Here is a 24,353-nt window from a genome sequence, read left to right on the forward strand (position 1 = left end):
TCTTGCAGACTCATTTTTCGATGTGACAAACGTCTACCAAACAGTATACCGCAACCGATAGAGCGGATAAAAGAGGGTTTTACCCATTAAACTTTTGTGATGAAGGAGATAAGGAACGTGCGTGGTAAACCAGACTTTTGGATGATGCTAATCATCTTTCTTTTGACAGGCTTTGGCCTGGTTATGGTTTTCAGCTCTAGCTACTATGATGGACTCACGAAGCATGCAGATAGTTACTATTTCTTCAAAAAGCAATTATCCTGGAGCGTGATTGCTCTTATCCTCTTTTTCGTCATAGCCAATGTCCCCTACACTTTTTATCAAAAAAAAGTAGGGCTGATCCTACTTGGGAGTTTATTCCTGCTTCTTCTTGTCTACATACCAGGTATTAGTGATCATTTAAATGGAGCCAGCCGTTGGATACGAATCGGACCTGTCGGCTTTCAGCCATCTGAACTGGCGAAGATTGCTGCGATTATCTATACAGCCGCGATAATGACAAAAAAACAAAGCCACCTTCACAACTTTAAACGAGGTCTATTGCCACCCTTTATCATACTTGGGCTATTCTCAGCTTTGATCGTGAGCGAGCCTCATTTTAGTTCGATGGTCATTCTACTTGTCTCTTGTATGACGGTTATGTTCATAGCAGGAGCAAGAATGAAACATTTATTATTACTCCTTAGTACGGGTATTCCGGTTCTCGTTTATATCATGCTGATGGAACCTTATCGGCTCAAAAGGTGGTCCGCAGTATTTGACCCTTGGCAGAACCCAACTTCGGGTGGCTTCCAAATTATCCAATCCCTCTTTGCCATTGGACCAGGGGGCTTGATGGGTAAAGGGCTGGGCAATAGTATCCAAAAGCTTGCTTATCTCCCTATGGCTCAAACGGATTTTATCTTCTCCATCATTGCTGAAGAGCTAGGTTTTATCGGTGGTGTTGTACTCATCGCACTCTATATCGCGTTCATTTTACGTGGAATCCGCATTGCTGTCCGTGCTCCCGATTTATTTGGTCATTTGCTGGGGATTGGAATCGTCACCATGTTTGCTATCCAAACCCTGTTCAACTTAGGGGTTGTTACAGCTATGCTACCTGTCACTGGAATCCCGCTACCCTTCATCAGCTATGGAGGGACCTCCCTTGTTATCTGTATGATGGCTGCCGGGATTCTCATGAACATCTCTCGTTATCAAACGACACCCTCTTCTCAAAAGCAAACCTCACCAACCAATCGCTCCAATCGGAAGCGACCTCAACTGGTAACATTCAATTTTAAAGGGTAACAAAAGCCCCCTATAACGTCTAAACAACTTGAGCCCGGTGATTCCACCGGGCTCAAGTTGTATCATGGACCTCTTTTTAATTGATCGTTAAACCTTCGGTTGGACTACTGGCCATCGCTGTCTCTTTCTTAGGGATTCTACCGGCGAGATGGGCTAAACGCCCCGCTTCCACCGCTAACCGCATCCCACGAGCCATCGCGACAGGATCGCCAGCATGGGCAACAGCGCTGTTTAACAACACCCCATCTGCACCCATTTCCATAGCTAAGGTAGCATCCGAGGGAGCGCCAATCCCGGCATCAATAATGACAGGTACCGATGCATCCTGGATGATAAAGGAGAGATAGAGGGGATTAATCAGCCCTTGACCCGACCCGATCGGCGAAGCACCTGGCATGATTGCATGGGCACCAACCTCCTGAAGTCTTCTAGCCAATACAGGATCGTCCCCGGTATAGGGGAGCACGATAAAATCCTCTTCTACGAGTCGGCGAGTCGCTTCCAAGGTAGCCATCGGATCAGGCAGTAGCCTTTCTTCATCGCCAATGACCTCTACCTTCACCATATCGCAAAGCCCTGACCCACGCGCAAGTCGAGCCAGCCGCACAGCTTCCTCAGCAGAACGAGCACCAGCGGTATTAGGTAACAAACGGTATCGCTTCAAATCCAATTTATCAAGAAATGATTCTTCGGTTGGGCGATCCAGTTCTAAACGCTGAAGAGCAAAGGTAAGTACTTCCGTCCCAGACTCTTGCACCGCTCGATATTGTACATCGAGTGATGGATATTTACCTGTCCCAAGGAATAGCCGGGACTGAAAACGATAGGGGCCAATGGTTAGCATCCTTATCCTCCTCCTACGAATTGAACGACTTCCAATTGATCTCCGTCTGCCAGGAGTGTACCCTGATGATCCTCTCGCTGTAGGACAGCTCCATTTCGCTCCACCATGACGAGTTTTTCCTGTAAACCTAGGTTCATAAGTAACTCACCTACTGTCTTTACTCCCTGCGGCAAGCTGTGAACTTTTCCATTTAAGCGCACTTCCATCTTCGACTCCCCTTCCCTCATACACCCACTGTGACTCGACTTGGGGAAAAGGGTTCCAAAAGTGGTGTCTGCTCCCCAACAATCAAGTCAGCTAACAATTTCCCCGTAATTGCAGACAAGAGAATTCCATTACGAAAGTGTCCGCCAGCCACATAAAGATTGGCCGTGGTCTCTGTGGCACCTAAGTATGGAAGACCATCAGGAGTTCCTGGTCTTAGTCCCGACCAAGCGCGTAACCACTCCGCATCTTCCAACTCGGGAACCCAGTCTCGTGCAGCCTCTGTCAATGCTCTTATAGCACCGAGCGTAACCCCCGGATTAAATTCTCGTTTCTCTGTCGCACCAACAATCACCTGCCCATCCGCCTTAGGAACTAGGTAACAGTTAGAATTAAATAATGTCCTTTTAAATAAGGGCTTTCGTGGACGAAGAGCCAGCGACTCTCCCTTGACCGGAATAACTGGTAGGTGATCTCCTACCATCTCTAACAAAGACCCATTCCAGGCCCCGGCCGCTGCTACCACTCCTTCAGGCCGATAGATTCCAGCTGTTGTGTCGAGGGAGATGATGCGGCCTCTCTCTACTCTACATCCTCGTACCTCGACTCCCTCTACTATCCTAACCCCTCCTAACAGAGCTCCTCGAGCAAAGGCTTGGGTCAATCGAGGGGCTGAAACCTGTCCATCCTGCGGTAAATAGAGCGCTCCAGTCACCTTTTCTGACAGCTGCGGTTCTAATTGCTTCGCCTGGGTAGCAGTTAACCATTCTGCCTTTTCCCCTAAACGACGTTGCCACCTTTCCCGCGCACGGAGTTTTTCTGCCTCTTGCTCTGTCCCAGCAATTCGGAGTAATCCCGCTTGATTCCACTCAATATCGATCCCTGTCTCTGTCCGCAATTGCTCCTGCAAATGGGGAAAGAGGTTACGACTCGCTAAACAAAGGTCTACCATGGGTCCTGGGTGCTCCATTTCAACTTGTGCACCGAGCATTCCCGCCGCAGCTCCCGAGGCATGCGCTCCAATCCGATCTCGTTCCAAGAGCGTAACCCGAACGCCTTTTTGCACTAAATACCATGCAATGGAACAACCGATTACACCGCCTCCGATCACTACTACTCCATCATTCATCCACAATCCCTCCCCATGCCTCACCAAGGCGAATGTTCAATTTTTTCGCAGCTGTTTCAGGGGATGTGGCTGTGGCTATCGCTGAGATGACAGCAACTCCTGCACAACCCGTTGTAGCTAAGGTACTGGCATTCGCTGCGGATATTCCTCCAATCGCGATCACTGGCAAGTCAACCGATTGACAAACCGCTTGTAATGCTACAGTCCCTCGCGGCGCTTTACCTGGTTTTGAACCCGTCGAAAATACATGACCAAAATATAGGTAGTCTGCTCCCTCCTGCGCTTTCCGGCGTGCTGCGGTTACCGAATGGACAGAACAACCGATCACTGTTGAATGACCGAAGTTGGCTCGAATGTCTCCTGGAGCGGGTCCCTCTTCTGGCAAATGCACCCCCACCCCTAGCTCCATTGCTACACGGGGAGAACCATTGATCACTAGTTTCTCTCGGGGCACGCCCGCTTCATGAATGAGCCGCCCTGCCCAGTAGAGTACCTGTTTAAATTCCTGTCCTTTATACCGAAGGTGAACGACAGATAACCAAGGGTGAACCACTCGACAAACATGAAGCCACTCCACACTTTTCCTCTCTGGAGTAACAACCAAATGAAGTTGTGGAGAAGGAAATAAAAAACCGGCATCCGAGGGGATGCCGGTCCGTTCGCTCCTAAATCTATGCACGGTACCACTCCCCACTTTCTTCCGCTGGTATCAACCAGTTCAAGTTCAAAGGGTTAAGGCCTCGCCTCTCTCAGCATCCATCGATGCACCCCTAGTGGAAAATAACAAGTATAAATTTTGGTTACTCCTATTTTATCAACTTGCTAAAGAGATGGTCAAGTAAAAGGAGGCCTACGTAGCCCCTTAATACAATCGGGGCTGAGGGACTTCCACCTTCACATCCCCATAAACATAGGCTTGACAAGCCAGCCGAAATCCATCATTTACTTTTTCTTCTCCTAAGCGAAGTTCCTCAGGGTCACCAACTTCATTCAGGTGCTCTCCCCCTGCTAGCACCTTGACTCGACAGGTACCACATCGTGCTGAAGTGCAATTAAAGGGAATCATCACTGAACGGGAAATCGCTTCAAACAAAAGGTTCTCCCCTTCAGCGACTTCAAATGAGTGCTCCTTCGGGCCAATAATTACATCCAGTTGTGGCATTAATCTACCCACCCCCTTCAAAACTAGATCCATCTGATTCATTCCGGAATCATTACGAATTTGAATTATACCGTCTCTGGTGCTGGTTATAAATAAACCATGCGAGTGTAATAAGTAGTAGTGGTACCAACACCCAGATAGTGAGTGCACCATAATGCTCGAAGGTTGTAATTGCCCGCTCCCAGTTAGCCCCTACCAGATAACCTAATCCGATAAAGGTTGTACACCAAAACAAGCCTCCGGTATAAGCATAAGCAGCAAAACGTGTCCAAGGCATACGAGAGATCCCTGCTACATATGCGGTAATGTGGCGCACACCCGGTATAAAATATCCGAAAAAGAGTACCCAGTTGCCATATTTTCTAAACAAAAACTGTGTCATTCTAAGGCGTCGACGGTTAATAAAAAATTTATTACCATACCGTTTGAGGAAAGGGTATCCTAACCTCCCACCCAAAAAGTAGCTAATTGTAATACCACAGATCGATCCAAGTAGCGAACTTATAAAAGTAAGCGCAAGGTCCAACTGTCCCGCCGATGCAAGATAACCAATAAAGGTCATCATGATCTCATCTGGTAATGGCAAGCCAACAATCCCCAAAACGAGGAAGAAGAAAATGCCCCAGTATCCATACTGTGAAAGGAGTTCTAACATGGTCTGTTCCATTATCCAACCCCGTTCGCTCGTACTCGCAACGTATTTAGAATATCATATTTACCTCTTGTCCAAAAGAGACGCTTCATTTCTTAACTCTTGACTCCATTATATACCCGAAGGCATGAAAAACTTTCACTCCTATCTACACAAAAGGTTAACAGTTATGATTCATTCTTCCATACTCCCCCTGTGACACCTTCGAGAATTATTTGCGATCCTTCCATAGCCTGTAACTATCAATGTAATTAATTATATATATTAGAAGGGTCCATGTTTATAAATTATAATAAAAATACATATCACAAAAGTAAGGGAGTGTTATTATATGAGTTCTGTAAATGTGTGGAATCCGGATTTGTACGATGATAAATTAAGTTTTGTATCTCATTTCGGCAAGGGAGTGCTTAAACTACTTCAACCACAAAAAGGAGAGAAAATACTTGATTTAGGTTGTGGAACGGGTGATCTTACAAAGGAAATTTCTAAGACAGGTGCGGTGGTAACAGGAAGTGACTTCTCGGAAGAAATGATTGAGAAAGCACGTGTGAAGTATCCTGAAATTCCATTCATCGTTGAAAATGGGGAAACTTTTCGAACCAATGAAAAGGTTGATGCTGTCTTTTCAAATGCAGCCCTGCATTGGATGAAACAAGCTGCCAATGTTATCGAATCGGTTAGACTAGCTTTACAGCCAGGGGGTCGCTTTGTCGCCGAATTCGGAGGACAAGGAAATGTCCAAACCGTTATTCAAGGAATAACAGAGGTGCTCTTTCAAGAATATGGAATAGATGCTTCAGCAAGGAATCCTTGGTATTTTCCAAGCATCGGAGAATACAGTATTTTACTGGAACAGCACGGATTTAAAGTTTCCTATGCTCATCATTTTGATAGACCTACTCCCTTGGCATATGGCGAAAAAGGATTGGATCATTGGTTAGATAGTTTTGCCGATGACTTTTTTCCTGAACTATCTACAAAGGAAAGAATGATGATTTATGGAAAGATAAAAACCAAGATACAATCCACCTTATACAAAGATGGTATATGGGTTGCTGATTATAAACGAATTAGAGTTATGGCCATTAAAAAAATTAGGTAACTCCAAATATCTAACCTTACTCTAACCACTAAAAAAGGTGCTCCATATATGAGTATGGAGCACCTTTGCTGACCTTCGTGAACGAACCGACGGAGGATTTCCTAGAATTCGTGAAGTATGATGCTACTCGCTATCTGGGTATAAGGTCGAATTTTTATGGGAGTCAGACCAAATCTCTTCTTCTTTAAGATCCGTTTCAATCAACTCAATTGGCAAACCATCTTCTTCTATCATGGCTACACAAAAACGTTCAAAGGGATAGTAAGGTTCTAAAATCACTTTTTTTCCCTCTATTGCCAGTTGAATATCGTTTACTTTGAAAGCGATATGCGGCATTCGTTGGATTAGTGGATGTATGGAGCTATCCGGTTCAAAACGATGCCACTGTACTCTGAAATCTTTGCTCTCGCTATCAGAAGTGTACATTTTAAATAACGGACTATACCTTTCATCTTTTTGAGACTTATCCGTAGGAATACCTATATGATGATATTCATATTCAATTTTACTGGTTTTATTTTCATCCAAAATGATCCATACCCTTCGTATTAATAGTGTTTAGGCATCGACATCTCCAAGGACGATATCTACTGCACCTAATATAGCAATTAGATTGGATACATTTTCTCCTTTTAAGAGATGGGGCAAAATTTGTAAGTTACTAAAAGAGGGACGCTTCCAATGGATACGCCAAGGCTTATCCTTCCCTTTACTAATGACATGTACCCCAAGCTCTCCCCGAGGATTCTCCACAGCAGCATACACCTCCCCCTCAGGAGGACGTAAAACACGCGGCACTTTTGCCATAATAGGCCCCGATTCTGGAAAGGAGTCGACCGCTTGTTCGACAATAGACAAGCTTTCCTTGATCTCTTCCATTCGCAAATCAAACCGCGAACGGCAATCTCCTTCAGTTGCCACAGGTACTTGAAAATCAAAGCGATTATAGATGGAGTAGGGTTCATCTTTTCGAAGATCTCTTGGGACACCCGTACAGCGTAAACATGGGCCCGAAAGACCAAAGCAGATCGCGGTATTTCGATCATACTGCCCAATCCCTTTCACCCGCGAAAGAAAAATTTCATTTCCTCCAGCAAGATCCATATATTCTTTATGCTTTAAACGCAATTCTTTTACTAAATCAGAAACTTTTTTGATCCACCCTACGGGAGCGTCCCATTTCACTCCACCCACTCGCATGTAATTGTAGGTTAGCCTTGCCCCACACAATTCGTTAAATAGATCTACGATTTTTTCACGGTCGCGGAACGCATATAAGAACGGACTCATCGCACCAATATCTAATAGATAAGTACCAAACCAGACGAGATGGCTTGCTACACGATTCAATTCATTAACAATAATACGTAAATACTCTGCTCGCTCAGGTACTTCGATATCCATGAGCATCTCGACTGCGTGAACAAGGGCATGGTTATTGTTCATTGCATTGACATAATCCATTCGATCGGTATAAGGGATGATTTGCGTATATGTAAGGTCCTCCGCCAGTTTTTCTGTTCCCCGATGAAGATATCCGATCACCGGTGTAGCTTCCTTGATCATCTCTCCATCGATGCGAAGTACAAGCCGGAATACTCCGTGGGTGCTTGGGTGCTGTGGCCCCACGTTTAAGAGCATTTCTTCTGTCCGCATGAAACTGCCTCCCTCTCCCCTTCTTCACAGCGTCAGTCATCTTGAAAGCAATTACTAAAAGGTACAATGTGAATTATTCTTCTTCAATCACTATTCGCTATTTTATCATGAATAGGAGCCCTTTTCCATGAATAGGGCCCTCACAAAAAGAAGAGAAGCCCTAAAGAACCAGTATCACTAGTGTTACTATAGGAGCCTCTCTTTTATATTATTTATTCTATTCTTTGAAGGCGGTAAAAGATTTTACTGTTTCATCATCTAATTTTTTGATTGTCTCTGCCAATAACTTGATAGCGGCTTCCGTATCCTTTTTACTCACCATAGAGACATGACTATGGATATACCGAGCAGGCACACCGATCACTAGGGATGGTACCCCGCGGTGAAAAAGGTGAAATTGGCCTGCATCGGTTCCTCCGCCCATCATGGTATCGACTTGATAAGGAATCTGATGTTCCTCGGCGGTATCGATCACCAGATTACGGAGACCGACATTAGGAATCATCGTTGCATCAAGAAAGGTGATCAGTGCTCCCCCACCCAACCTTGGTTTCGTTCCGTCACTCGTCGGACCATCCTGGGCAATCCCCACATCCACCGCAATGGCTACATCCGGTTCAACTGCTCGTGGCGCTGTTTTCGCTCCTCTTAGGCCCACTTCTTCCTGTACTGTAGCACCTGCAAAAAGCCGATTAGGATGGTCTTCGTTTTTCAACTGCTTAAACGCTTCAAGCACTATATAACAACCCAAACGATCGTCTAGTGCCTTGGCTAAGATCGTGTCATGATCTGGCATCATTTCAAAGGGACAAATCGGTACGATGGGATCTCCAACCTTGATCCCCCATTTTTTCACTTGTTCTGCATCCTTGGCTCCTACATCAATGTACATTTCCCCCATTGGATACACACGATTCCGCTCATCCGGCTTCAGAAGATGAGGAGGTTTTGAACCGATCACACCGGTAAAGTTGCGACTGGTAGACATGATCGTCACGCGTTGGGAAAGAAGGACCTGATCCCACCATCCTCCTAGCGGCGTGAAGTATAGATAACCCGTTTTATGAATTTCTGTAACCATAAAGCCCACTTCATCCATATGGCTTGCCAACATAATCCGTGGGCCATCCCCTACACCCACTTTTTCACCAAAAATACTTCCCATCCCATCTGTAAAAATACTATCGCAACCAGAAGATTCCAATTCCCGTCGCATGATATGACGTACATTCTCCTCATAACCGGAGACTGCCTTCGCTTCAGTAAGTTCTTTGAGTAGTTCCAATCCTACACCCTCCTGTCAATTTGGCCTCTCTAGGTAGTATGCGTGAATGTTACCTAATTTATTTCGTCATTGTTCCAGCATAAAACCATATAATCTCTCGGATAATAGTCGAGTGTCACCCTATACTCACCAGTCCAAACTCACAGAAAGGAGAATACATATGGACCGATATGAACGGATTTATCCCTTATTACGGTGTGTGTTTATAGGGTTGATTATTCTACTATTGGGACCTTATAACATCCTTCTCCCCCGCCCTAGTTTCGCCTCTGCCCCTCCGATCCCACTAACCGCCTCCTCCTCAACCATAGTGGGCGATTATGCTGGGGAGATTCGTGAAAGTCAACCACGGCGAGATGGTCTCCGTCATGTGGATACCACAAGGACCATCCGCAAACTAAAGGAACTTGGAATTAATACCTATTTCTATCTGATTTGGCACCAGTCATCAGACTGGGATGATCTTCGCAAAGAATTCCTTCCTGCCGCACAGAAAGCAGGCATCACTGTATGGGTTTATCTCGTTCCTCCTTCGGAAGCTCGAGATATCCAATCAGAACCCTTTGGCACCGACTTTATCGCATGGTTTCGCGCAGTCGGCAGTGTTTCACACAGACTTAAGAATCTTAAAGGAATCGTCATCGATGATTTCAATCATAACCTCTCTTTCTTTAACCCCTCCTATGTTCAGCGGATGAAAGCCGCAGGCAAAGCCTTAAATCCCCATCTAAAATTTGTCCCGCAAATCTATTACACAGCCATCCAACCAGCTACACTTCAGCGTTATCGCAAAATGATGGATGGAGTTTTAATGACTTTCCGTGATGGTCAGTATCGTAATACGCAACGAACTCAATACCTACGTAAACAGATTCAAGGTGCATCTCAGATACTTTCTTCCATGCGTCTTCCTTTTTACTTAATGGTACATGCTAGTAAATTATCCGCTACTCCTGCCAGCCCCTCCGTTCGTTATGTAAAAGAGGCCCTTGGAATCGGAATGGAGAACTTAGCAGCTGGAAAAATTCAAGGATTAGTTACCTACGTCCTATATAAAGATTGGTTTGCTGAGCAACGAGAGAAAACAGCTCACTCCGGATATGGTTACGCCAGTGTTTTTGTTCCCCCTGGACGAAATCCTTTACCCGGTGTAAATGGTGAATTTAAGCAACTTATTTATCCCCACTCTACTAGAAATTATCGACTTTCCTTCTCCCACATGGATGTCTATCCCTATGGCGTCCGGAAAGGAGAATACTGGAAGCAAGTATTGATCGATGGAAAAACCGTCTGGCAACAAGATGTAACGAAGGGGTGGTTTAATCGTTGGCAAACCCAGGAACTCAATTTATCTTCCTTTCTAAAAGGTAAAAAAGAAGCAGTCATCAGCCTCAGGCTCCAACGAAAACATGCTGGTTCACGATCTTGGTTATATGTCGGTTTTGACTCTCTCATTCCCCATGGCTTCTCCTTGGAGAATGCTCGATTTGAGAAAAAAGGAGGCTGGTCTACCTTTTCAAATCACCCATCCATGATTGCCAACACCCTCTTATATGATCCTAAACGGCGGTTACGCGTCTATTTGGCTGCGATGACCCTCAATACCGCCTATCATTTATTAGATGATGCTCGACAGTCAGGCAATGCATCCTTAGCAGCTAGTGGAGAAAAAATCCTAAATCACCTTACTAAGGATAGAACGAAATCTGTCCAGCGTGAATTAGACAACTGCTTTCAGTTAATAGAAAAGGAGAAGGAGAACCTCTCCATACCCTTGCATAAGCACATGGTTACTCAAGCCAAACGCTTGGATCGTCTTCTTCATATCCCTTCGTAGCCTTCCCTTAATTATTAAAAGCCCCGATCCAATAAGATCGGGGCTTTTAATAATCAATCACCTATTTCCTTAACCTGCCCAATGAGTCAATGCTCCAAGGACAGCACCAGCCAGATATCCCAGCCACCACATGTGAAATCAGCTCCATATACAGACCATAGTTGGATTAGCATACCCTAAGATCACATTTCCTATACAGCCAGGCCTAGTTAGAGGCCATGCCATGTGCTATTTCCGTGCTGGAGGAAATTATCTGTGCCATCAGCAACTGCTAATTCATTTTCTAGGAAATTGATTACATTCATATAATACATCGCTGCTTCTTCTTCTTGCCCTTGATTTAGTAGGTCTCGATAGGTTCCATAACTTTCCCGTAACAACTTAAACTTGTTGCTAAACTGTTCTTCCGACATTAAAGGGGGACGATGATCCCCTTCTTCTGACCAATAGAGGCGATATCGCTCCTTATAAGCATCATATGTGGCAAATGGATGGCGACGCACTTTCTCTAACCCCTCCCTGCAAAAGGTTGTACCTATCTTTCCACTGAAGAGGCTGAGTCATGCGAATCGCAACAAAAAAAAACGCCCCGTCTCAGGAGCATTTACATTCCATTATTCTTTGCCTGCTACTGTTCGTTTTTCACTAAGAATGTTGTTCATGATGCCCGTGGCAATTACCTGATATCCATGATCATTGGGGTGAATTCGATCGGACAACCAAGTTCCCCTTCCTGCTTGGAGACGACCATTGACATCAACGACACGAATACCCGAATACTGGTAAGCCACCTGCTTGATCCCGACATTCCATTTTTTCATCAATTTATTCGAAATTCCATAGTAGAGTTTATTTGAAGAGACAGGGTTATATAGAGATGTAAGGACAATGGGTACTTTGGGATTTACCTTGCGAATGTGCGTCAAGATCCCAGATAAATTCTCTTTATATTGGCTTTGGATGGAATTAAAATTGGATACTATAGAAAGAGGATTCTTATTCTCCAGAGCCACCTTCACCATATCATTCCCACCAATGGTAAGAGAGATTAGATCGGCATTCTTTAACTTTTGTTCTATATTGGGTGTTTTCACATAGTTGTACAGTTTACTTGAGGTTTGACCGACTACTCCTCTGTTCTCTAACTTCATCGGGATTTTTTGTTTCTCTAGTTCCCGTTCTACTAAAGAACTATAACCACGACTCGCCTTCGATCCATAGCCTCGTGCAACAGAATCACCAAGAACCAGATAATTTAACTTTTCTTTTTCAGTAGCGGTCTTTTTCAACCTCTCCATGATGTTGGTATGGGAGACTAGTACAGGCTCTGCAGGGATTGGCGCAACCAAAAACTGTACTAATGGATAGAACTTCACCGCAATCATCACCAGGGAGAGGCTCAAAGCGACTAGAATCCACTTTTTCATCGCTGTGCCCCTCCATTTTAAACTTTTTTCAGTTAAATACCTTAATCAAATCATGCACCCCGTTGGGTTATAAAAATAATACCATGCATATATTACTTACTCTTCTCAACTACATCACAGTTTTTTTACAAATAAATAAAAATGACGCGAAGGTTTCGCGTCATTAGTCATGTGTTGTAGTTGGAAAGCAAACCATAAGCCGAGTTCTGTTCTCCTAGTGGTCAGGTAGCGATTGTCGTATCGCCTCCCACGTATTGGAGCGGCAATCATCTGTCTAGGCGATGTATTGCTACACCACTCCAGCGACCAACCCGAGATCACTGCGGGCTACAGCTACGCCGAAGCGTAGATCTCTTTAAGGTCTTGCTCCAGGTGGGGTTTACCTAGCCAGTATGTCTCCATACTGCTGGTGCGCTCTTACCGCACCGTTGCATCCTTACCTGTGAGATGGGTCACCCCATCCCCATCGGCGGTCTTCATTTCTGTGGCACTAGCCTTAGAGTTACCTCCACCGGCCGTTAGCCGGCACCCTGCCCTATGGAGCTCGGACTTTCCTCCCGTGGGGCCTTTCGGCACTCCACCGGCGATTGCCTGGTTTACTTTCCAATTCAAAGCGACATATTCCATTGTATCAAAGATGGAACGATGAAGCAAGAACATGGGATCAAATGGAAAATCACTTGTTCAAAGGAAGGTAAATGGATTGGTGTCCACTGTCGTCGCTTGAATATTTATTGAAGGGAGCTTCCTTTGTAATATATCTACGACCCTCTGTAGCACCAACTCTTCTGCATGATGACCAGGATCAAGGAGAGTCAGTCCCTCAGCCAGTGCATCCAATACCGTATGGTGATCCAGATCTCCTGTAATATAGACATCGGCTCCACATGATAAAGCATTCCGATAATATCTTCCACCAGACCCTCCCAGAACGGCTACTTTACGTACCCTTCGTTCTCCGTCTCCTACCATGCGTAAACCGGAAAGCTGATAGGCTACTTTGAGTTTCTCTGCCAACTCCCGGAGAGTCACGCTTCTCGGCAAATCGCCCACACGCCCAACTCCCAACCTCTCCCCTTGCAATTCAAGCGGATAGATATCATAGGCGGCTTCTTCATAGGGATGGGCTTTTTTCATTGCTTGAACAACCGCGTCACGCACTTCATCGCTTACAATCGTTTCCAAGCGCACTTCGGATACTTGCTCTAGCTTCCCTTGCTCTCCTATGTGAGGATTAGTTCCTTCCCCAGGGAGAAAAGTGCCTGTCCCATGAAGATTAAAGGTACAATGGCTGTATTCCCCAATCGCCCCTGCCCCTGCTTGACACATGGCCTGGAGTACTTTCTCATGGTGAGACTCTGGAATGAAAACGACAATTTTTTGCAAGGATGGCTGATACGTAGGAAGCAGAACCTCTAGGTTTGTCAATCCAATGAGCTCACACATGACATCGTTCACGCCACCAGATGCTGCATCCAGGTTGGTATGGGAGATAAAGACATTGATCTCGTGGGCGAGCAACTTTGCATACACTCGTCCTGCTGGTCGATCCGTGCGCAAATCGTTAAGCGGGCGATAGATAATGGCATGATGAGCAACAATCCAATTGGCACCGATACGGATTGCTTCGTCTACCACCGCCTCAGTAACATCGAGTGCTACTAAAACTCCCTTAACCTCAGCATCGGGATGACCCACTTGTAATCCGATTCGATCATTTTCCACTGCCAATCTTTTGGGCGCCCATTCCTCCAGAATCTGGATTATCTCTCTACCCATTACTGTCATAGAAGTAGCCTCCTCCATGTGTCGATCTCTTCTGCTAAATGTTGCTTACGCACCTCAGCTTCTGGTGTCCGGCCAGAAGCAAGGCTTTTTAAAATTCGCTCCCTCTCTGCCAATGCCTCTTCAATTCTTCCCATAAGGAGAGGGTGGTTCTCAGACCATAAGATAGGACCTACCTCCATAGCCACCTTCACAGGCAGTCCCGTTTTTTCATAGGGGAGAGATGCATCGCCGGATTCTGCTACCAAAATATCATAAATGATACCCGCATCCTCAATTAAATCTTCAGCGATTAACTGCCATCCGTTCTCAAAAAGCCATTTTCGAAGACGTCTTTGGCCATTGTTTGGTTGTAAGACAAGACGGGTTACACCAACTAACTCTTCTTTTCCTTTATCCAAAATGGAGGCGATCAGCGCACCGCCCATCCCTGCAATCATGATGACCTCGGCTTCACCTGGTGCAATAACCTCTAGGCCATCACCTTTGCGGACGGAAATTCTTTCCTCCATCCCTAATGTACGTACCCGATCCCGTGCATTTTTAAAAGGACCAAAATTAACTTCTCCCGCAACTCCGCTTTCCACTCGCCCCTCACTGACTAGATAGGATAACAACATCGCATGATCTGCGCCAATGTCTGCTACCCGTTTACTTTGAGGGATAAAACGAGCAACCGCAGTGAGGCGAGTAGATAATTCATCTCGCATCGTAGCCCGTCCTGATTGTTCCTGATCCATTCACTAACCGCTCCTTTGGCAAATTCTATTCAATTATACCGAAAGCAACGGCCTACTTCACCCTCCTTCACCAAGCTTACCATCTTTCCATGGAAGCTCCCTTTTCTCAAAAGAAAAAGAACTCCCCCACCTCCGCACCTCATTCGCATCGATGAATGCAAAAGGGTACATCCCAGGAAGTTCTTTTATTATAGGTTATCGCCTACAGCAACGGCTTACTCAATCCTTTGCCACAGCACCAGCACCTTTAAAGTAAAGCCAGCGGTTGAAGAAATCCGTTAAATCCTTGCCTGCCACTTTATTGGCTGTCTGAATAAAATCATGGGTTGTTGCTGTACGAAATTGGTAGTGGTCATAGTAGGTGCTTAAGATTTTCATCACTTTATCGCGACCCAATTTATCCATTAGCGCCCACATCATCGCCGCTGGCCTTGCATAAACCATCAATGCATAAATCGGATCAGAATACTTGTCCAGGGACTCTACAGAAGTAACTCCTTTGGCCTTATATACCTCATCACTTCGTTCCGCTACTTTGGTGAGAAACTCCCGTTCGTTTTCACCCATCTGGTCATGCATAAATAGAAACTCTGAGAAGGTAGTCAGACCCTCATCCAGCCAAGGCTCCTTCACTTGGTCATTTCCCACTACACCGTACCACCACTGATGGGCTAACTCATGAGCCACTACATTGATCGCTGGAGATTCTCCTTTTTTGGTCGGGATCTTCGCAACAGAGGTGACCAACCCAGGATACTCCATTCCTGCAATCCCATAACCTGTTTCGCCGAGAACAACATCCACTTCCTCATAGGGATACTTACCGAAATATTTCCCGAAGAAATCCATCGCGGAGACTGCCGCATCGTGTAGCTCCTGAGATACATCCTCCATCCCTTTGAGGTACCAAAGGTTTACGTTAACCCCTTGTTCACTCTTTCCCTGAACACGTTCATAGTCTTTACTGATTACCGCAGCGAAGTCACGGACATTATCTCGTTTGATTGTAATGGGCCCTTTAGCATCCTCTGCGATATCTCGTCCACTCGTAATCAGATGATAACCTTGTGGCACACGGAAGGTGATATTGAAATCACTCATCTGTGTGTAAAAAGGATCCCCTGTCGTCGTATAGGGTTCATCATGCCATCCAGCTGCATCCTTCACAGCCAACATGGGATACCACTGTGCTAAGAAAGCGGTATTTCCATATACATTTAGACGGGTTCCACCCTTAGGCATCTTCAATTGGTAGTCCATCGTCACCTCTGCCGTCTTGCCTGATGCCAAAGGCTTCGGTAAGGAAACATGGAGAACCGTTTCCTTTGTCTTCGTCTCAGCCCTCGCCCCATTTACACGTACATGATCCACCTTTAACCAACCTGGAGCCGATGGTCTGGATTTTGCACCCCACTTCCAATTACGAAAGGCATTGGGATAAAGACGAAAGACCAACTCATCTAACTTTCCTTTATGATTAGCTGGTAGCTTTAGGGACATATGTCCAGTAACCATCTGTTGTTGATCATCATACTTCGCATCAATGGTATAGCTAGGACGCTCCTTTGCTAACCCTTTTTCTGCTGCTATCGCTCTTTGTGTAATCGGCATCATCCCTATCACCAAGGTGATCACGATCATCAGCGACACGAAGCGACGCATCATACCCATCCACTCCCGTCCATTAATGTCCTACCCTCCTATCATTTCCAAGGATACTTTTTTTATGAACAAAAACACCTACAATGGTAGGTGTTTTTGTCATGGTAAACTATTTTAACTTTTTATCCCTTACAGATTCCCGCGCCGCTCCTGTTCCCGTTCAATCGCTTCAAAGAGCGCCTTGAAGTTACCTTCCCCAAAACCACGAGCACCTTTACGCTGGATGATTTCGATAAAGAGGGTAGGGCGATCAACGATGGGTTTGGTGAAGATTTGCAACAGATACCCTTCGTCATCCCGGTCGACAAGAATACCATTTCGCTTAAGATCTTCTACCGCTTCATCAATCTCACCAACGCGCCCTTTCAATTCTTCATAGTAGGTGTCTGGAGCGATCAGGAATTCGACACCATTTTCTTTCAGCTTGCTAACGGTGGATACGATGTCCTTCGTGTAAAGAGCGATATGCTGAACACCAGCTCCATTATAATAATCCAGATATTCTTCGATCTGGGATTTCCTTTTCCCCTCAGCTGGTTCGTTAATAGGGAACTTGATCCGACCAGTACCATTTTGCATCACTTTGGACATCAATGCAGAGTATTCCGTTGTGATATCTGCATCGCTAAAGTGGCGCAATTCTTTAAAACCCATTACTTTTTCATAATAAGAGACCCATTCATCCATCCGTTCCACGTTACCTACTACATGGTCCACACCCATCAAGCCGACATCTTCAAAAGGAATGCTCGCCTCAGCTTTGATAAACCCAGGCGCGAAGGTGCCTTTGTAATCTTTCCGCTCCACGAGGGTGTGAATCGTATCTCCATAGGTACCAATGGTCGCACGCTTAACAGTGCCATGTTCATCGGATTCCTCGATAGGTTCACTGATGGATATTCCCCCGCGGGCAATTGCTTCTTTATAAGCTTCTTCAACATTTTCCACTTCAAGAGCAATATCCTTTACTCCATCACCGTGTAAATTGACAAATTGAGCAATGGGATGTTCTGGCGTAAAGCAACCGCTTAGAATAAAGCGAATGGTACCTTGTTGCAATACATAGGAAACTACTTCACGGCTACCCGTTTCCAACCCTTTATAAGCAACTAGATGGAAACCGAAGGTTTTACAGAAATAGTGAGCGGCTTGTTTGGCATTTCCAGAATAAAACTCGAGGTAATCGACATCCAGAATCGGCAAGAAATCCTTATCTTCTGTTATTGTGGAATGCACTTTCAATTCTTCCATAGAAAAAGCCCCCCATCGGAGTATAATCTCTCTTCAGGTTACAAAAGCACGATTTGCCCTGCAAGCATTTGCGGAGGCGCGTTTTTGCTTGTCTGCGATGAAGGATTTAAAAATGATGTAGCTCACCAGCTAAATCTCGCAATTTATATTTTTGAACTTTCCCACTCGCAGTCATCGGGTAGGTATCAACAAAATGAATGGTACGAGGAATCTTAAAATGAGCGATTCGACCATCACAATAGGAAATAACCTCTGCTGCGGTTAAGGTTATCCCCTCGACCACGCGGATAAATGCCGCCACCTTCTCCCCATATTTCTCATCAGGAATACCCACCACTTGCACATCTAAAATTTGAGGATGAGTATACAAAAACTCTTCTATCTCCCTCGGATAGATATTTTCACCCCCGCGGATGATCATATCTTTCAATCTTCCTGTGATGCAAAGATAGCCTTCGCTATCCAATGCTCCAAGATCCCCTGTATGAAGCCACCCTTCTTTGTCGATGGCAAGTTCCGTCGCTTCTCGCATCTTGTAGTAACCTTTCATCACAAGAGGGCCTCGTGTACATACTTCTCCCTGAATCCCCTGGGTTACTTCCAATCCAGTCTCTGGGTCAATCACCTTGACTTCTACCCCAGGGAGTGCTCTACCTACCGTCTCTACACGACATTTAATCGAATCATTTCGTTGTGTTTGCGTAATCACTGGCGAAGATTCTGTCTGTCCATAGGCGATGGTAATTTCCTGTACGCCCATCACTTCCATTACTCTTTTCATCACTTCACGAGGGCAATTGGATCCTGCCATTATGCCTGTACGTAAACTAGAAAGGTCATAGCGATGAAATTCCGGATGATTGAGTTCCGCGATAAACATCGTTGGTACCCCATGTATCGCTGTACACTTCTCACTTTCAATAGTCTCTAGTACGATAAGAGGGTCAAATTTGATAATAGGTACCATGGTTGCGCCTCGTGCCACAGATGCCAAGGTACCCATAACACACCCAAAACAATGAAAAAAGGGAACGGGGATACATAAGCGATCATTCGCTGTCAACTTCATCCTTTCGGTAATGCTCTGTGCATTATGGATAATGTTTGTGTGACTGAGCATTACCCCTTTAGGAAAACCGGTGGTACCGGATGTATACTGCATGTTAATCACATCATCTGGGGTTAGTGAAGCTTCTCGAAGATAAAGATCCTCATCACGTCCTTCTTCTCCAAGCTTAATGAGGTCTTCCCAGATAAACATACCTTCTCGCCGCTCCCCTTCAATGAGAATCACATTTTTAAGTCGAGGAAGACGTTTGGATTGCAAATCCCCAGGCTTACATTGATTCAGCTCTGGACATATTTCCTGGATCATCTCCACGTAACTCGCACCTTGGTATGACTCCATTAAAATGAGCGTTTCTGCATCCGACTGCTGAAGTAAGTATTCTAATTCCTTTGTTCGGTAATTGGTATTAACCGTAACAAGTACGGCTCCTGCCTTACCTGAGGCAAATTGCGTTAATAACCACTCAGGATGGTTAGTCGCCCACATCGCAAGATGGGAGCCTTTTCTTACACCTAGGTTTAGCAGGCCCTTGGCTACTCGATTACATTCCTCACGAAATTGACGGTAGGTCCAGCGTAAATTTCGTTCCGGGTAGACCACTCCCTCCTGATCCCCATAACGGGCTACCGTCTCATCTAATAATTCAGCTATTGTTAAAGGGTTAGACTGGTACATAGAAATATCTCCTCTCTTTAGGCGTGTTTATTACAATACAAATTCAGAAAGTTGGGATAATCTTCTATATAGCAGACTCCCCTAGCATAAGATAGGAGAGTCTGCCACTACACTGGCTTCATATACAATCTATGTTTATTCTATTTAAGTCCATGAATCGACTAGCAACCAATTTCCCGTGCAATGACCATACGCTGAATTTCCGAGGTTCCTTCGCCGATCTCTGTCAGTTTGACATCACGGAAGAACCGCTCCACTTTGTAATCATGCATATATCCATATCCACCATGAATCTGTACTGCCTGATCACACACCTTCATCGCGATTTCTGAGGCAAATAATTTACACATGGACGCTTCTTTGGTGAATTTCTTTCCTTGATCCTTCAACCAAGCCGCTTTGTAGACCATGGTCCGTGCTAATTCAATGTTCATAGCCATATCTGCTAATTTGTGCTGAATCACTTGAAATTTGGAGAGGGAGCTCCCAAATTGGGTGCGCTCTTTGGCATATTTAAGGGCCGCCTCATAGGCACCCTGGGCAATACCCACAGCCATCGCACCAATACCGATACGACCGCCATCGAGAGTGATGAGGAACTGTTTAAACCCTTCCCCAATTTTACCAAGGACCCTATCCTCAGGAACTCGTACGTCTTCTAGCACTAATTCCGTGGTGTTGGAACTATGCAAGCCCAACTTAATATAATTATCAATGACTGTAAAACCTGGGGAATTCGTTTCTGCGATAAAAGCCGTAATCTCTGGTCCCGCCTCTGTACGATTCGTTACTGCTGTGAGGGCTAAAAATTTTGCATAACTAGCATTCGTAATAAAACATTTGGAACCATTAATCACCCAGCTATCATCATCCCGGGTAGCTGTCGTTCTCGTACCACCAGCATCGGATCCTGCACCTGCTTCTGTTAAACCAAAGGCACCCATGCTTTCTCCTTGACATAGTGGTGTTAGGTAATGCTGTTTCTGCTCTTCAGTTCCAAAGAGATATAAAGGAGCACAACCCAGAGAAACATGGGCGGAGTAGGTAATCCCTGCAGAAGCACACACCCGTGAAAGCTCCTCTACTGCTATAGCGAAACTAATGGTATCTGCTCCACCCCCACCATATTCCTCAGGAAAAGGAAGACCCATCAAATTCAATTCTGCCATCTTACGGAATATTTCAACAGGAAAAGTTTTCGTCCTGTCGCGTTCATCCGCACCTGGAGCAACTTCTCCATCAGCAAAATCCCTCATTAATTTGCGTACCATTTTTTGCTCTTCATTCAAATCGAAATTCATCTTCTCCACTCCCTCAATCTCTTAAAGTAAACGCTTTCATTTTTATTATAGGGAAGAAAGGGTAAGCTCTTCAAGAATTTTCGCAACTTACCTGATCCAACCCCTCTATCACTAAGGGTATTTGCATTGGGTTGGGAAAAGGGATAATATTGAACTAGACTTCTTGTCAGAATTACCAACCAAAATAAAAAGCACCCGTTTTCACGAGTGCTCCCTTCATTTATTCAAGGAAATCCTTCAACCGTTTACTACGGCTAGGGTGACGTAATTTACGCAACGCTTTGGCTTCAATCTGCCGGATCCGCTCACGCGTAACACCGAACACCTTGCCTACCTCTTCTAACGTACGTGTGCGTCCATCATCTAATCCAAAGCGAAGACGTAAAACATTTTCTTCTCGATCAGAGAGTGTATCCAGCACATCCTTCAATTGTTCTTTCAAAAGTTCATAAGCAGCTGCATCGGCAGGCGCTTGTGCATCATCATCTGGGATAAAATCACCTAGATGTGAATCATCCTCTTCACCAATTGGCGTTTCCAAGGAGACGGGCTCTTGAGCGATCTTCATGATCTCTCTCACCTTCTCTGGCGATAACGCCATCTCCTCAGCGACTTCCTCAGGCGTAGGTTCGCGGCCTAATTCCTGTAGGAGCTGACGAGAGACACGGATCAACTTATTAATCGTTTCCACCATATGAACAGGAATTCGAATGGTCCTTGCTTGGTCAGCAATCGCCCGGGTGATTGCTTGACGAATCCACCAAGTCGCATAGGTGGAGAACTTAAAGCCCTTGCGATAATCAAATTTCTCTACCGCTTTAATTAAACCCATGTTCCCTTCCTGGATCAAATCAAGGAAAAGCATCCCACGACCTACATAACGCTTCGCGATACTGACAACGAGACGAAGGTTTGCCTCTGCGAGGCGCCGCTTGGCTTCTTCATCACCATCTTCAATTTTTTCAGCGAGCTGTACTTCCTCCTTCGCTGAAAGAAGAGGAACACGACCAATTTCCTTCAGATACATCCGTACGGGGTCATTGATCTTCACTCCTGGTGGCACACTAAGATCATCCACCAATAGTTCATTCGCTTCGTTCTCGTTCTCCTGGGTAAATTGAGGATTATCCTCATCTTCGTTGATCACTTCTACACCTTGTTCCCCAAGGTGTTCAAAAAAGTCATCCACCTGTTGGGAGTCCTGATCAAAGGAGGCCATCTTCTCCATGATCTCTTTATAGGTGAGAACCCCGCGTTTTTTCCCGAGGTCCAGTAGTTGTTCTTTGACTTGTTCTAACGTAAGTTCTTGCTCCAGATCCACGTTTTGCTCGTTTGCCAACTTCTGGCTCCCTCCTTCCCTGGACACATGCCTACTCCGACCCTCTTTGAACTTTTTCCCTAAGTTGGATAAGTTCAATCCCTAGCTGGGCGGCTTCAGCAATGTTACCAGAGCGCTCTGCCTGTTTCACTTGCTCTTTTTTTTGTTCAATCTTACGATGAAGAGGATAATTACGTACGTGACGGATATAATCAGCTACCTCACCATCAGATATCTGATCTTGTAATTCACTCATAATCAAAGAGCTGATCTCTTGTACGAGGTAATCATCTTTTACATAATGAATAAAACGAGCCGGATCAGCCAAATGCCCCTCGGCATAATAGGCATAGAGATACGCGGCAATAGCGGCATGGGCTTCTACATTAAAATCCGCTCCTACCTTCTCTCGTACCTGTTCAGCTATATCCGCATGATGGATCATCAATATGAGTAGGCGTCGCTCTGCCATTTCGAAAGCAAGGACTTTCCGATCTCGACCGACCATGTGTTTGCTTTCTTGATATCCATTATGCCACTTCCCTTGTCCTTTATCCCCTAAACGCTCTCTTCTCTTTTTCGACGCCGCCACATGTTGTTCCTGTTTCAGGGCATCAAGGGAGACATGGAACTCCTCTGACAATCGCCGTAAGTAATGATCCTTCTCGATTGCCCTAGGTAAATCAGCTATTACTCCTACCGCCTGGTTAAGGTAGCTCATCCGCCCATCGGCATCTCGTAAATCATAATCTTTTTTAAGGCTTTCTAACTTGAATGCAGTAAAGGGAACAGCCTGAGCAATTACTTCCGAGCGAAAAGCGTCGGCACCACGCTCTTGAATGTAATCATCAGGATCCATTCCTTTTGGCATCCGGGCGACCTTCACGATACACCCTTCTTGTTTCAATACATCCATCCCTCGATCCGTGGCACTTTCTCCTGCACTATCCGCGTCGTAGCAGATGATTACTTCCTCCGTGTTGCGCCGGATTACCCGTGCTTGAGAATCTGTCAATGCCGTTCCGAGAGTAGCCACACCTGATGTAATCCCTGCTTGCCATGCGGCAATTACATCCATATATCCTTCAAAGAGAACCGCTTGCTCCGTTGAACGAATCCCTTTCCGCGCTCGATGAAGGTTATAAAGGAAGTGGCTCTTCTGGAAAAGAGTAGTCTCTGGGCTATTCAAATACTTGGGTCGCCCTTCACCAAGTATGCGAGCACCAAAGGCGATCACTCTTCCCTGAGAATCATGGATCGGAAACATCACACGGCCACGAAAACGATCAAAATAAGAGGGTTTACCCCTCCTCTCACGTTCAGAGACCAATCCAACCTCCGCCAATACCTCTTCTGAAAACCCCCGACGTTTCATAAAAGGATGAAGGAAATGATAAGAATCGGGTGCAAATCCGATTTGGAATTGGGTGATCGTCTCTGATAGAATCCCTCGGTCATGGAGGTATTCTCTCGCTTCTTTGCCATGCTCTGTTTCAGTTAGTAAATGATGATACAGCCGCCCTGCTAAGTCCATCGCCTTCAATAAGTGAAGACGGTGCCGCTCCTCAGCACTGTCATCACGACGATCAGGGGTAGGAACTTCAATCCCAGCCTCTTCTGCTAGATGACGCAGGGCTTCTACAAAGGTCATCTGCTCACTTTCCATGATGAATCGAAAGATATTCCCTCCCAATCCACAACCAAAACAATGGAAAATCTGTTTATCAGGAGAGACAGAAAAAGACGGGCTCTTTTCAGAATGAAACGGGCAGAGTCCAAAAAAATTTCGCCCGCTTTTCTTTAGCTGTACCGTCCGTCCGACGACATCGACGATGTCATGATGCTCCCGAACACGGTCGATGACTTCCTCCGGGATCCTACCCGACATGAAATCACCGCCTCCTAGTACATACGTAAACTCGCTCTAGCTGTCGGGATACCATCCCTTCTAACAGGAATGA

The 24,353-nt window shown here is 45.4% G+C and carries 22 protein-coding genes, 1 other RNA gene and 1 riboswitch; of the genes, 3 read left to right on the top strand and 20 right to left on the bottom strand.

Annotation, left to right across the window (positions count from 1 at the left end):
* The first annotated feature begins 117 nt into the window (after window positions 1–117).
* Complete coding sequence (gene ftsW, locus BLV90_RS01670; protein ID WP_245726208.1) at window positions 118–1,290, top strand: putative lipid II flippase FtsW; 1,173 nt, start codon at window positions 118–120, stop codon at window positions 1,288–1,290.
* 76 nt (window positions 1,291–1,366) lie between these two features.
* Here the strand turns inward: ftsW and BLV90_RS01675 are convergent, their stop codons facing one another.
* The 6 genes from BLV90_RS01675 to BLV90_RS01700 all read right to left on the bottom strand — a co-directional run bounded on the left by BLV90_RS01675 (window position 1,367) and on the right by BLV90_RS01700 (window position 5,296).
* Window positions 1,367–2,134 (bottom strand): thiazole synthase, encoded by a 768-nt coding sequence (locus tag BLV90_RS01675; RefSeq protein ID WP_091735131.1) that lies wholly within the window; start codon window positions 2,132–2,134, stop codon window positions 1,367–1,369.
* A gap of 2 nt (window positions 2,135–2,136) precedes the next feature.
* Window positions 2,137–2,340, bottom strand: coding sequence for a sulfur carrier protein ThiS (thiS, locus tag BLV90_RS01680; RefSeq protein ID WP_091735133.1), 204 nt, complete (start codon window positions 2,338–2,340; stop codon window positions 2,137–2,139).
* Window positions 2,341–2,357: 17 nt separating this feature from the next.
* Window positions 2,358–3,467, bottom strand: a complete 1,110-nt coding sequence (gene thiO, locus BLV90_RS01685) for a glycine oxidase ThiO (RefSeq protein WP_091735135.1) — start codon at window positions 3,465–3,467, stop codon at window positions 2,358–2,360.
* The gene (locus BLV90_RS01690) at window positions 3,460–4,146 is read right to left on the bottom strand and encodes a thiamine phosphate synthase (RefSeq protein ID WP_091735445.1); all 687 of its coding nucleotides are present in this window, start codon (window positions 4,144–4,146) and stop codon (window positions 3,460–3,462) included. Before BLV90_RS01690 ends, thiO begins: the two co-directional genes overlap by 8 nt.
* Window positions 4,146–4,249: riboswitch (TPP riboswitch) on the bottom strand. It overlaps the preceding gene by 1 nt.
* An 80-nt stretch (window positions 4,250–4,329) precedes the next feature.
* Window positions 4,330–4,629, bottom strand: coding sequence for a 2Fe-2S iron-sulfur cluster-binding protein (locus BLV90_RS01695; RefSeq protein ID WP_177167841.1), 300 nt, complete (start codon window positions 4,627–4,629; stop codon window positions 4,330–4,332).
* Between the two features lie 52 nt (window positions 4,630–4,681).
* Window positions 4,682–5,296 (bottom strand): DedA family protein, encoded by a 615-nt coding sequence (locus BLV90_RS01700; protein WP_091735141.1) that lies wholly within the window; start codon window positions 5,294–5,296, stop codon window positions 4,682–4,684.
* Window positions 5,297–5,612: 316 nt separating this feature from the next.
* On the opposite strand from BLV90_RS01700, the gene BLV90_RS01705 reads away from it, so the two are divergent.
* On the top strand, window positions 5,613–6,386 hold the full coding sequence (locus tag BLV90_RS01705) for a class I SAM-dependent methyltransferase (RefSeq protein WP_091735144.1): 774 nt from the start codon (window positions 5,613–5,615) through the stop codon (window positions 6,384–6,386).
* Between the two features lie 123 nt (window positions 6,387–6,509).
* Here the strand turns inward: BLV90_RS01705 and BLV90_RS01710 are convergent, their stop codons facing one another.
* The 3 genes from BLV90_RS01710 to BLV90_RS01720 all read right to left on the bottom strand — a co-directional run bounded on the left by BLV90_RS01710 (window position 6,510) and on the right by BLV90_RS01720 (window position 9,327).
* Window positions 6,510–6,914: a hypothetical protein gene (locus BLV90_RS01710; RefSeq protein ID WP_218142274.1), complete on the bottom strand. Its 405-nt coding sequence runs from the start codon at window positions 6,912–6,914 to the stop codon at window positions 6,510–6,512.
* Window positions 6,915–6,944: 30 nt separating this feature from the next.
* Complete coding sequence (locus tag BLV90_RS01715) at window positions 6,945–8,042, bottom strand: NADH-quinone oxidoreductase subunit D (protein ID WP_091735147.1); 1,098 nt, start codon at window positions 8,040–8,042, stop codon at window positions 6,945–6,947.
* A gap of 217 nt (window positions 8,043–8,259) precedes the next feature.
* Window positions 8,260–9,327 carry a M42 family metallopeptidase gene (locus tag BLV90_RS01720; RefSeq protein WP_143034974.1) on the bottom strand — a complete coding sequence of 356 codons (1,068 nt, stop codon included), beginning with the start codon at window positions 9,325–9,327 and terminating at the stop codon, window positions 8,260–8,262.
* A gap of 160 nt (window positions 9,328–9,487) precedes the next feature.
* Here BLV90_RS01720 and BLV90_RS01725 point away from each other — a divergent pair, with 160 nt between their 5' ends.
* Window positions 9,488–11,164, top strand: a complete 1,677-nt coding sequence (locus BLV90_RS01725) for a hypothetical protein (protein WP_091735150.1) — start codon at window positions 9,488–9,490, stop codon at window positions 11,162–11,164.
* A gap of 209 nt (window positions 11,165–11,373) precedes the next feature.
* Here BLV90_RS01725 and BLV90_RS01730 read toward each other — a convergent pair whose 3' ends face one another.
* From BLV90_RS01730 to dnaG, 11 genes are all read right to left on the bottom strand, one after another.
* Window positions 11,374–11,667, bottom strand: a complete 294-nt coding sequence (locus BLV90_RS01730; protein ID WP_091735152.1) for a hypothetical protein — start codon at window positions 11,665–11,667, stop codon at window positions 11,374–11,376.
* A gap of 111 nt (window positions 11,668–11,778) precedes the next feature.
* Window positions 11,779–12,591, bottom strand: a complete 813-nt coding sequence (locus BLV90_RS01735) for a GDSL-type esterase/lipase family protein (RefSeq protein ID WP_091735155.1) — start codon at window positions 12,589–12,591, stop codon at window positions 11,779–11,781.
* Between the two features lie 180 nt (window positions 12,592–12,771).
* Window positions 12,772–13,194, bottom strand: an RNA gene (rnpB, locus tag BLV90_RS01740) — RNase P RNA component class A.
* Between the two features lie 81 nt (window positions 13,195–13,275).
* Complete coding sequence (locus BLV90_RS01745; RefSeq protein ID WP_091735158.1) at window positions 13,276–14,379, bottom strand: Nif3-like dinuclear metal center hexameric protein; 1,104 nt, start codon at window positions 14,377–14,379, stop codon at window positions 13,276–13,278.
* Window positions 14,376–15,116 carry a tRNA (adenine(22)-N(1))-methyltransferase gene (locus tag BLV90_RS01750; RefSeq protein ID WP_091735161.1) on the bottom strand — a complete coding sequence of 247 codons (741 nt, stop codon included), beginning with the start codon at window positions 15,114–15,116 and terminating at the stop codon, window positions 14,376–14,378. The genes BLV90_RS01745 and BLV90_RS01750 overlap by 4 nt, the downstream gene beginning before the upstream one ends.
* A 219-nt stretch (window positions 15,117–15,335) precedes the next feature.
* The gene (locus tag BLV90_RS01755) at window positions 15,336–16,781 is read right to left on the bottom strand and encodes a M1 family metallopeptidase (protein ID WP_177167842.1); all 1,446 of its coding nucleotides are present in this window, start codon (window positions 16,779–16,781) and stop codon (window positions 15,336–15,338) included.
* Window positions 16,782–16,907: 126 nt separating this feature from the next.
* Entirely contained in the window at window positions 16,908–18,029 is a 1,122-nt protein-coding gene (gene hppD / locus BLV90_RS01760) for a 4-hydroxyphenylpyruvate dioxygenase (protein WP_091735167.1), read from the bottom strand.
* A 106-nt stretch (window positions 18,030–18,135) separates the two neighbouring features.
* Entirely contained in the window at window positions 18,136–19,773 is a 1,638-nt protein-coding gene (locus BLV90_RS01765) for an AMP-binding protein (RefSeq protein WP_091735170.1), read from the bottom strand.
* A gap of 161 nt (window positions 19,774–19,934) precedes the next feature.
* Complete coding sequence (locus tag BLV90_RS01770; RefSeq protein ID WP_091735173.1) at window positions 19,935–21,074, bottom strand: acyl-CoA dehydrogenase; 1,140 nt, start codon at window positions 21,072–21,074, stop codon at window positions 19,935–19,937.
* Window positions 21,075–21,294: 220 nt separating this feature from the next.
* Window positions 21,295–22,413: an RNA polymerase sigma factor RpoD gene (gene rpoD, locus BLV90_RS01775; protein WP_091735176.1), complete on the bottom strand. Its 1,119-nt coding sequence runs from the start codon at window positions 22,411–22,413 to the stop codon at window positions 21,295–21,297.
* Between the two features lie 31 nt (window positions 22,414–22,444).
* Window positions 22,445–24,280, bottom strand: a complete 1,836-nt coding sequence (gene dnaG / locus BLV90_RS01780) for a DNA primase (RefSeq protein WP_091735179.1) — start codon at window positions 24,278–24,280, stop codon at window positions 22,445–22,447.
* Window positions 24,281–24,353 lie beyond the last annotated feature (73 nt).

Source organism: Marininema mesophilum (assembly GCF_900106775.1).
Classification (GTDB): domain Bacteria; phylum Bacillota; class Bacilli; order Thermoactinomycetales; family DSM-45169; genus Marininema; species Marininema mesophilum.

What these genes read in the sequence shown, in the direction of transcription:
- BLV90_RS01675 (WP_091735131.1), bottom strand. Translation starts at nt 2,134, where the DNA reads ATGCTAACCATTGGCCCCTATCGTTTTCAGTCCCGGCTATTCCTTGGG.
- thiS (WP_091735133.1), bottom strand. Translation starts at nt 2,340, where the DNA reads ATGGAAGTGCGCTTAAATGGAAAAGTTCACAGCTTGCCGCAGGGAGTA.
- thiO (WP_091735135.1), bottom strand. Translation starts at nt 3,467, where the DNA reads ATGAATGATGGAGTAGTAGTGATCGGAGGCGGTGTAATCGGTTGTTCC.
- BLV90_RS01695 (WP_177167841.1), bottom strand. Translation starts at nt 4,629, where the DNA reads ATGCCACAACTGGATGTAATTATTGGCCCGAAGGAGCACTCATTTGAA.
- BLV90_RS01700 (WP_091735141.1), bottom strand. Translation starts at nt 5,296, where the DNA reads ATGGAACAGACCATGTTAGAACTCCTTTCACAGTATGGATACTGGGGC.
- BLV90_RS01705 (WP_091735144.1), top strand. Translation starts at nt 5,613, where the DNA reads ATGAGTTCTGTAAATGTGTGGAATCCGGATTTGTACGATGATAAATTA.
- BLV90_RS01715 (WP_091735147.1), bottom strand. Translation starts at nt 8,042, where the DNA reads ATGCGGACAGAAGAAATGCTCTTAAACGTGGGGCCACAGCACCCAAGC.
- BLV90_RS01725 (WP_091735150.1), top strand. Translation starts at nt 9,488, where the DNA reads ATGGACCGATATGAACGGATTTATCCCTTATTACGGTGTGTGTTTATA.
- BLV90_RS01735 (WP_091735155.1), bottom strand. Translation starts at nt 12,591, where the DNA reads ATGAAAAAGTGGATTCTAGTCGCTTTGAGCCTCTCCCTGGTGATGATT.
- BLV90_RS01745 (WP_091735158.1), bottom strand. Translation starts at nt 14,379, where the DNA reads ATGACAGTAATGGGTAGAGAGATAATCCAGATTCTGGAGGAATGGGCG.
- BLV90_RS01750 (WP_091735161.1), bottom strand. Translation starts at nt 15,116, where the DNA reads ATGGATCAGGAACAATCAGGACGGGCTACGATGCGAGATGAATTATCT.
- BLV90_RS01755 (WP_177167842.1), bottom strand. Translation starts at nt 16,781, where the DNA reads ATGATGCGTCGCTTCGTGTCGCTGATGATCGTGATCACCTTGGTGATA.
- hppD (WP_091735167.1), bottom strand. Translation starts at nt 18,029, where the DNA reads ATGGAAGAATTGAAAGTGCATTCCACAATAACAGAAGATAAGGATTTC.
- BLV90_RS01765 (WP_091735170.1), bottom strand. Translation starts at nt 19,773, where the DNA reads ATGTACCAGTCTAACCCTTTAACAATAGCTGAATTATTAGATGAGACG.
- BLV90_RS01770 (WP_091735173.1), bottom strand. Translation starts at nt 21,074, where the DNA reads ATGAATTTCGATTTGAATGAAGAGCAAAAAATGGTACGCAAATTAATG.
- dnaG (WP_091735179.1), bottom strand. Translation starts at nt 24,280, where the DNA reads ATGTCGGGTAGGATCCCGGAGGAAGTCATCGACCGTGTTCGGGAGCAT.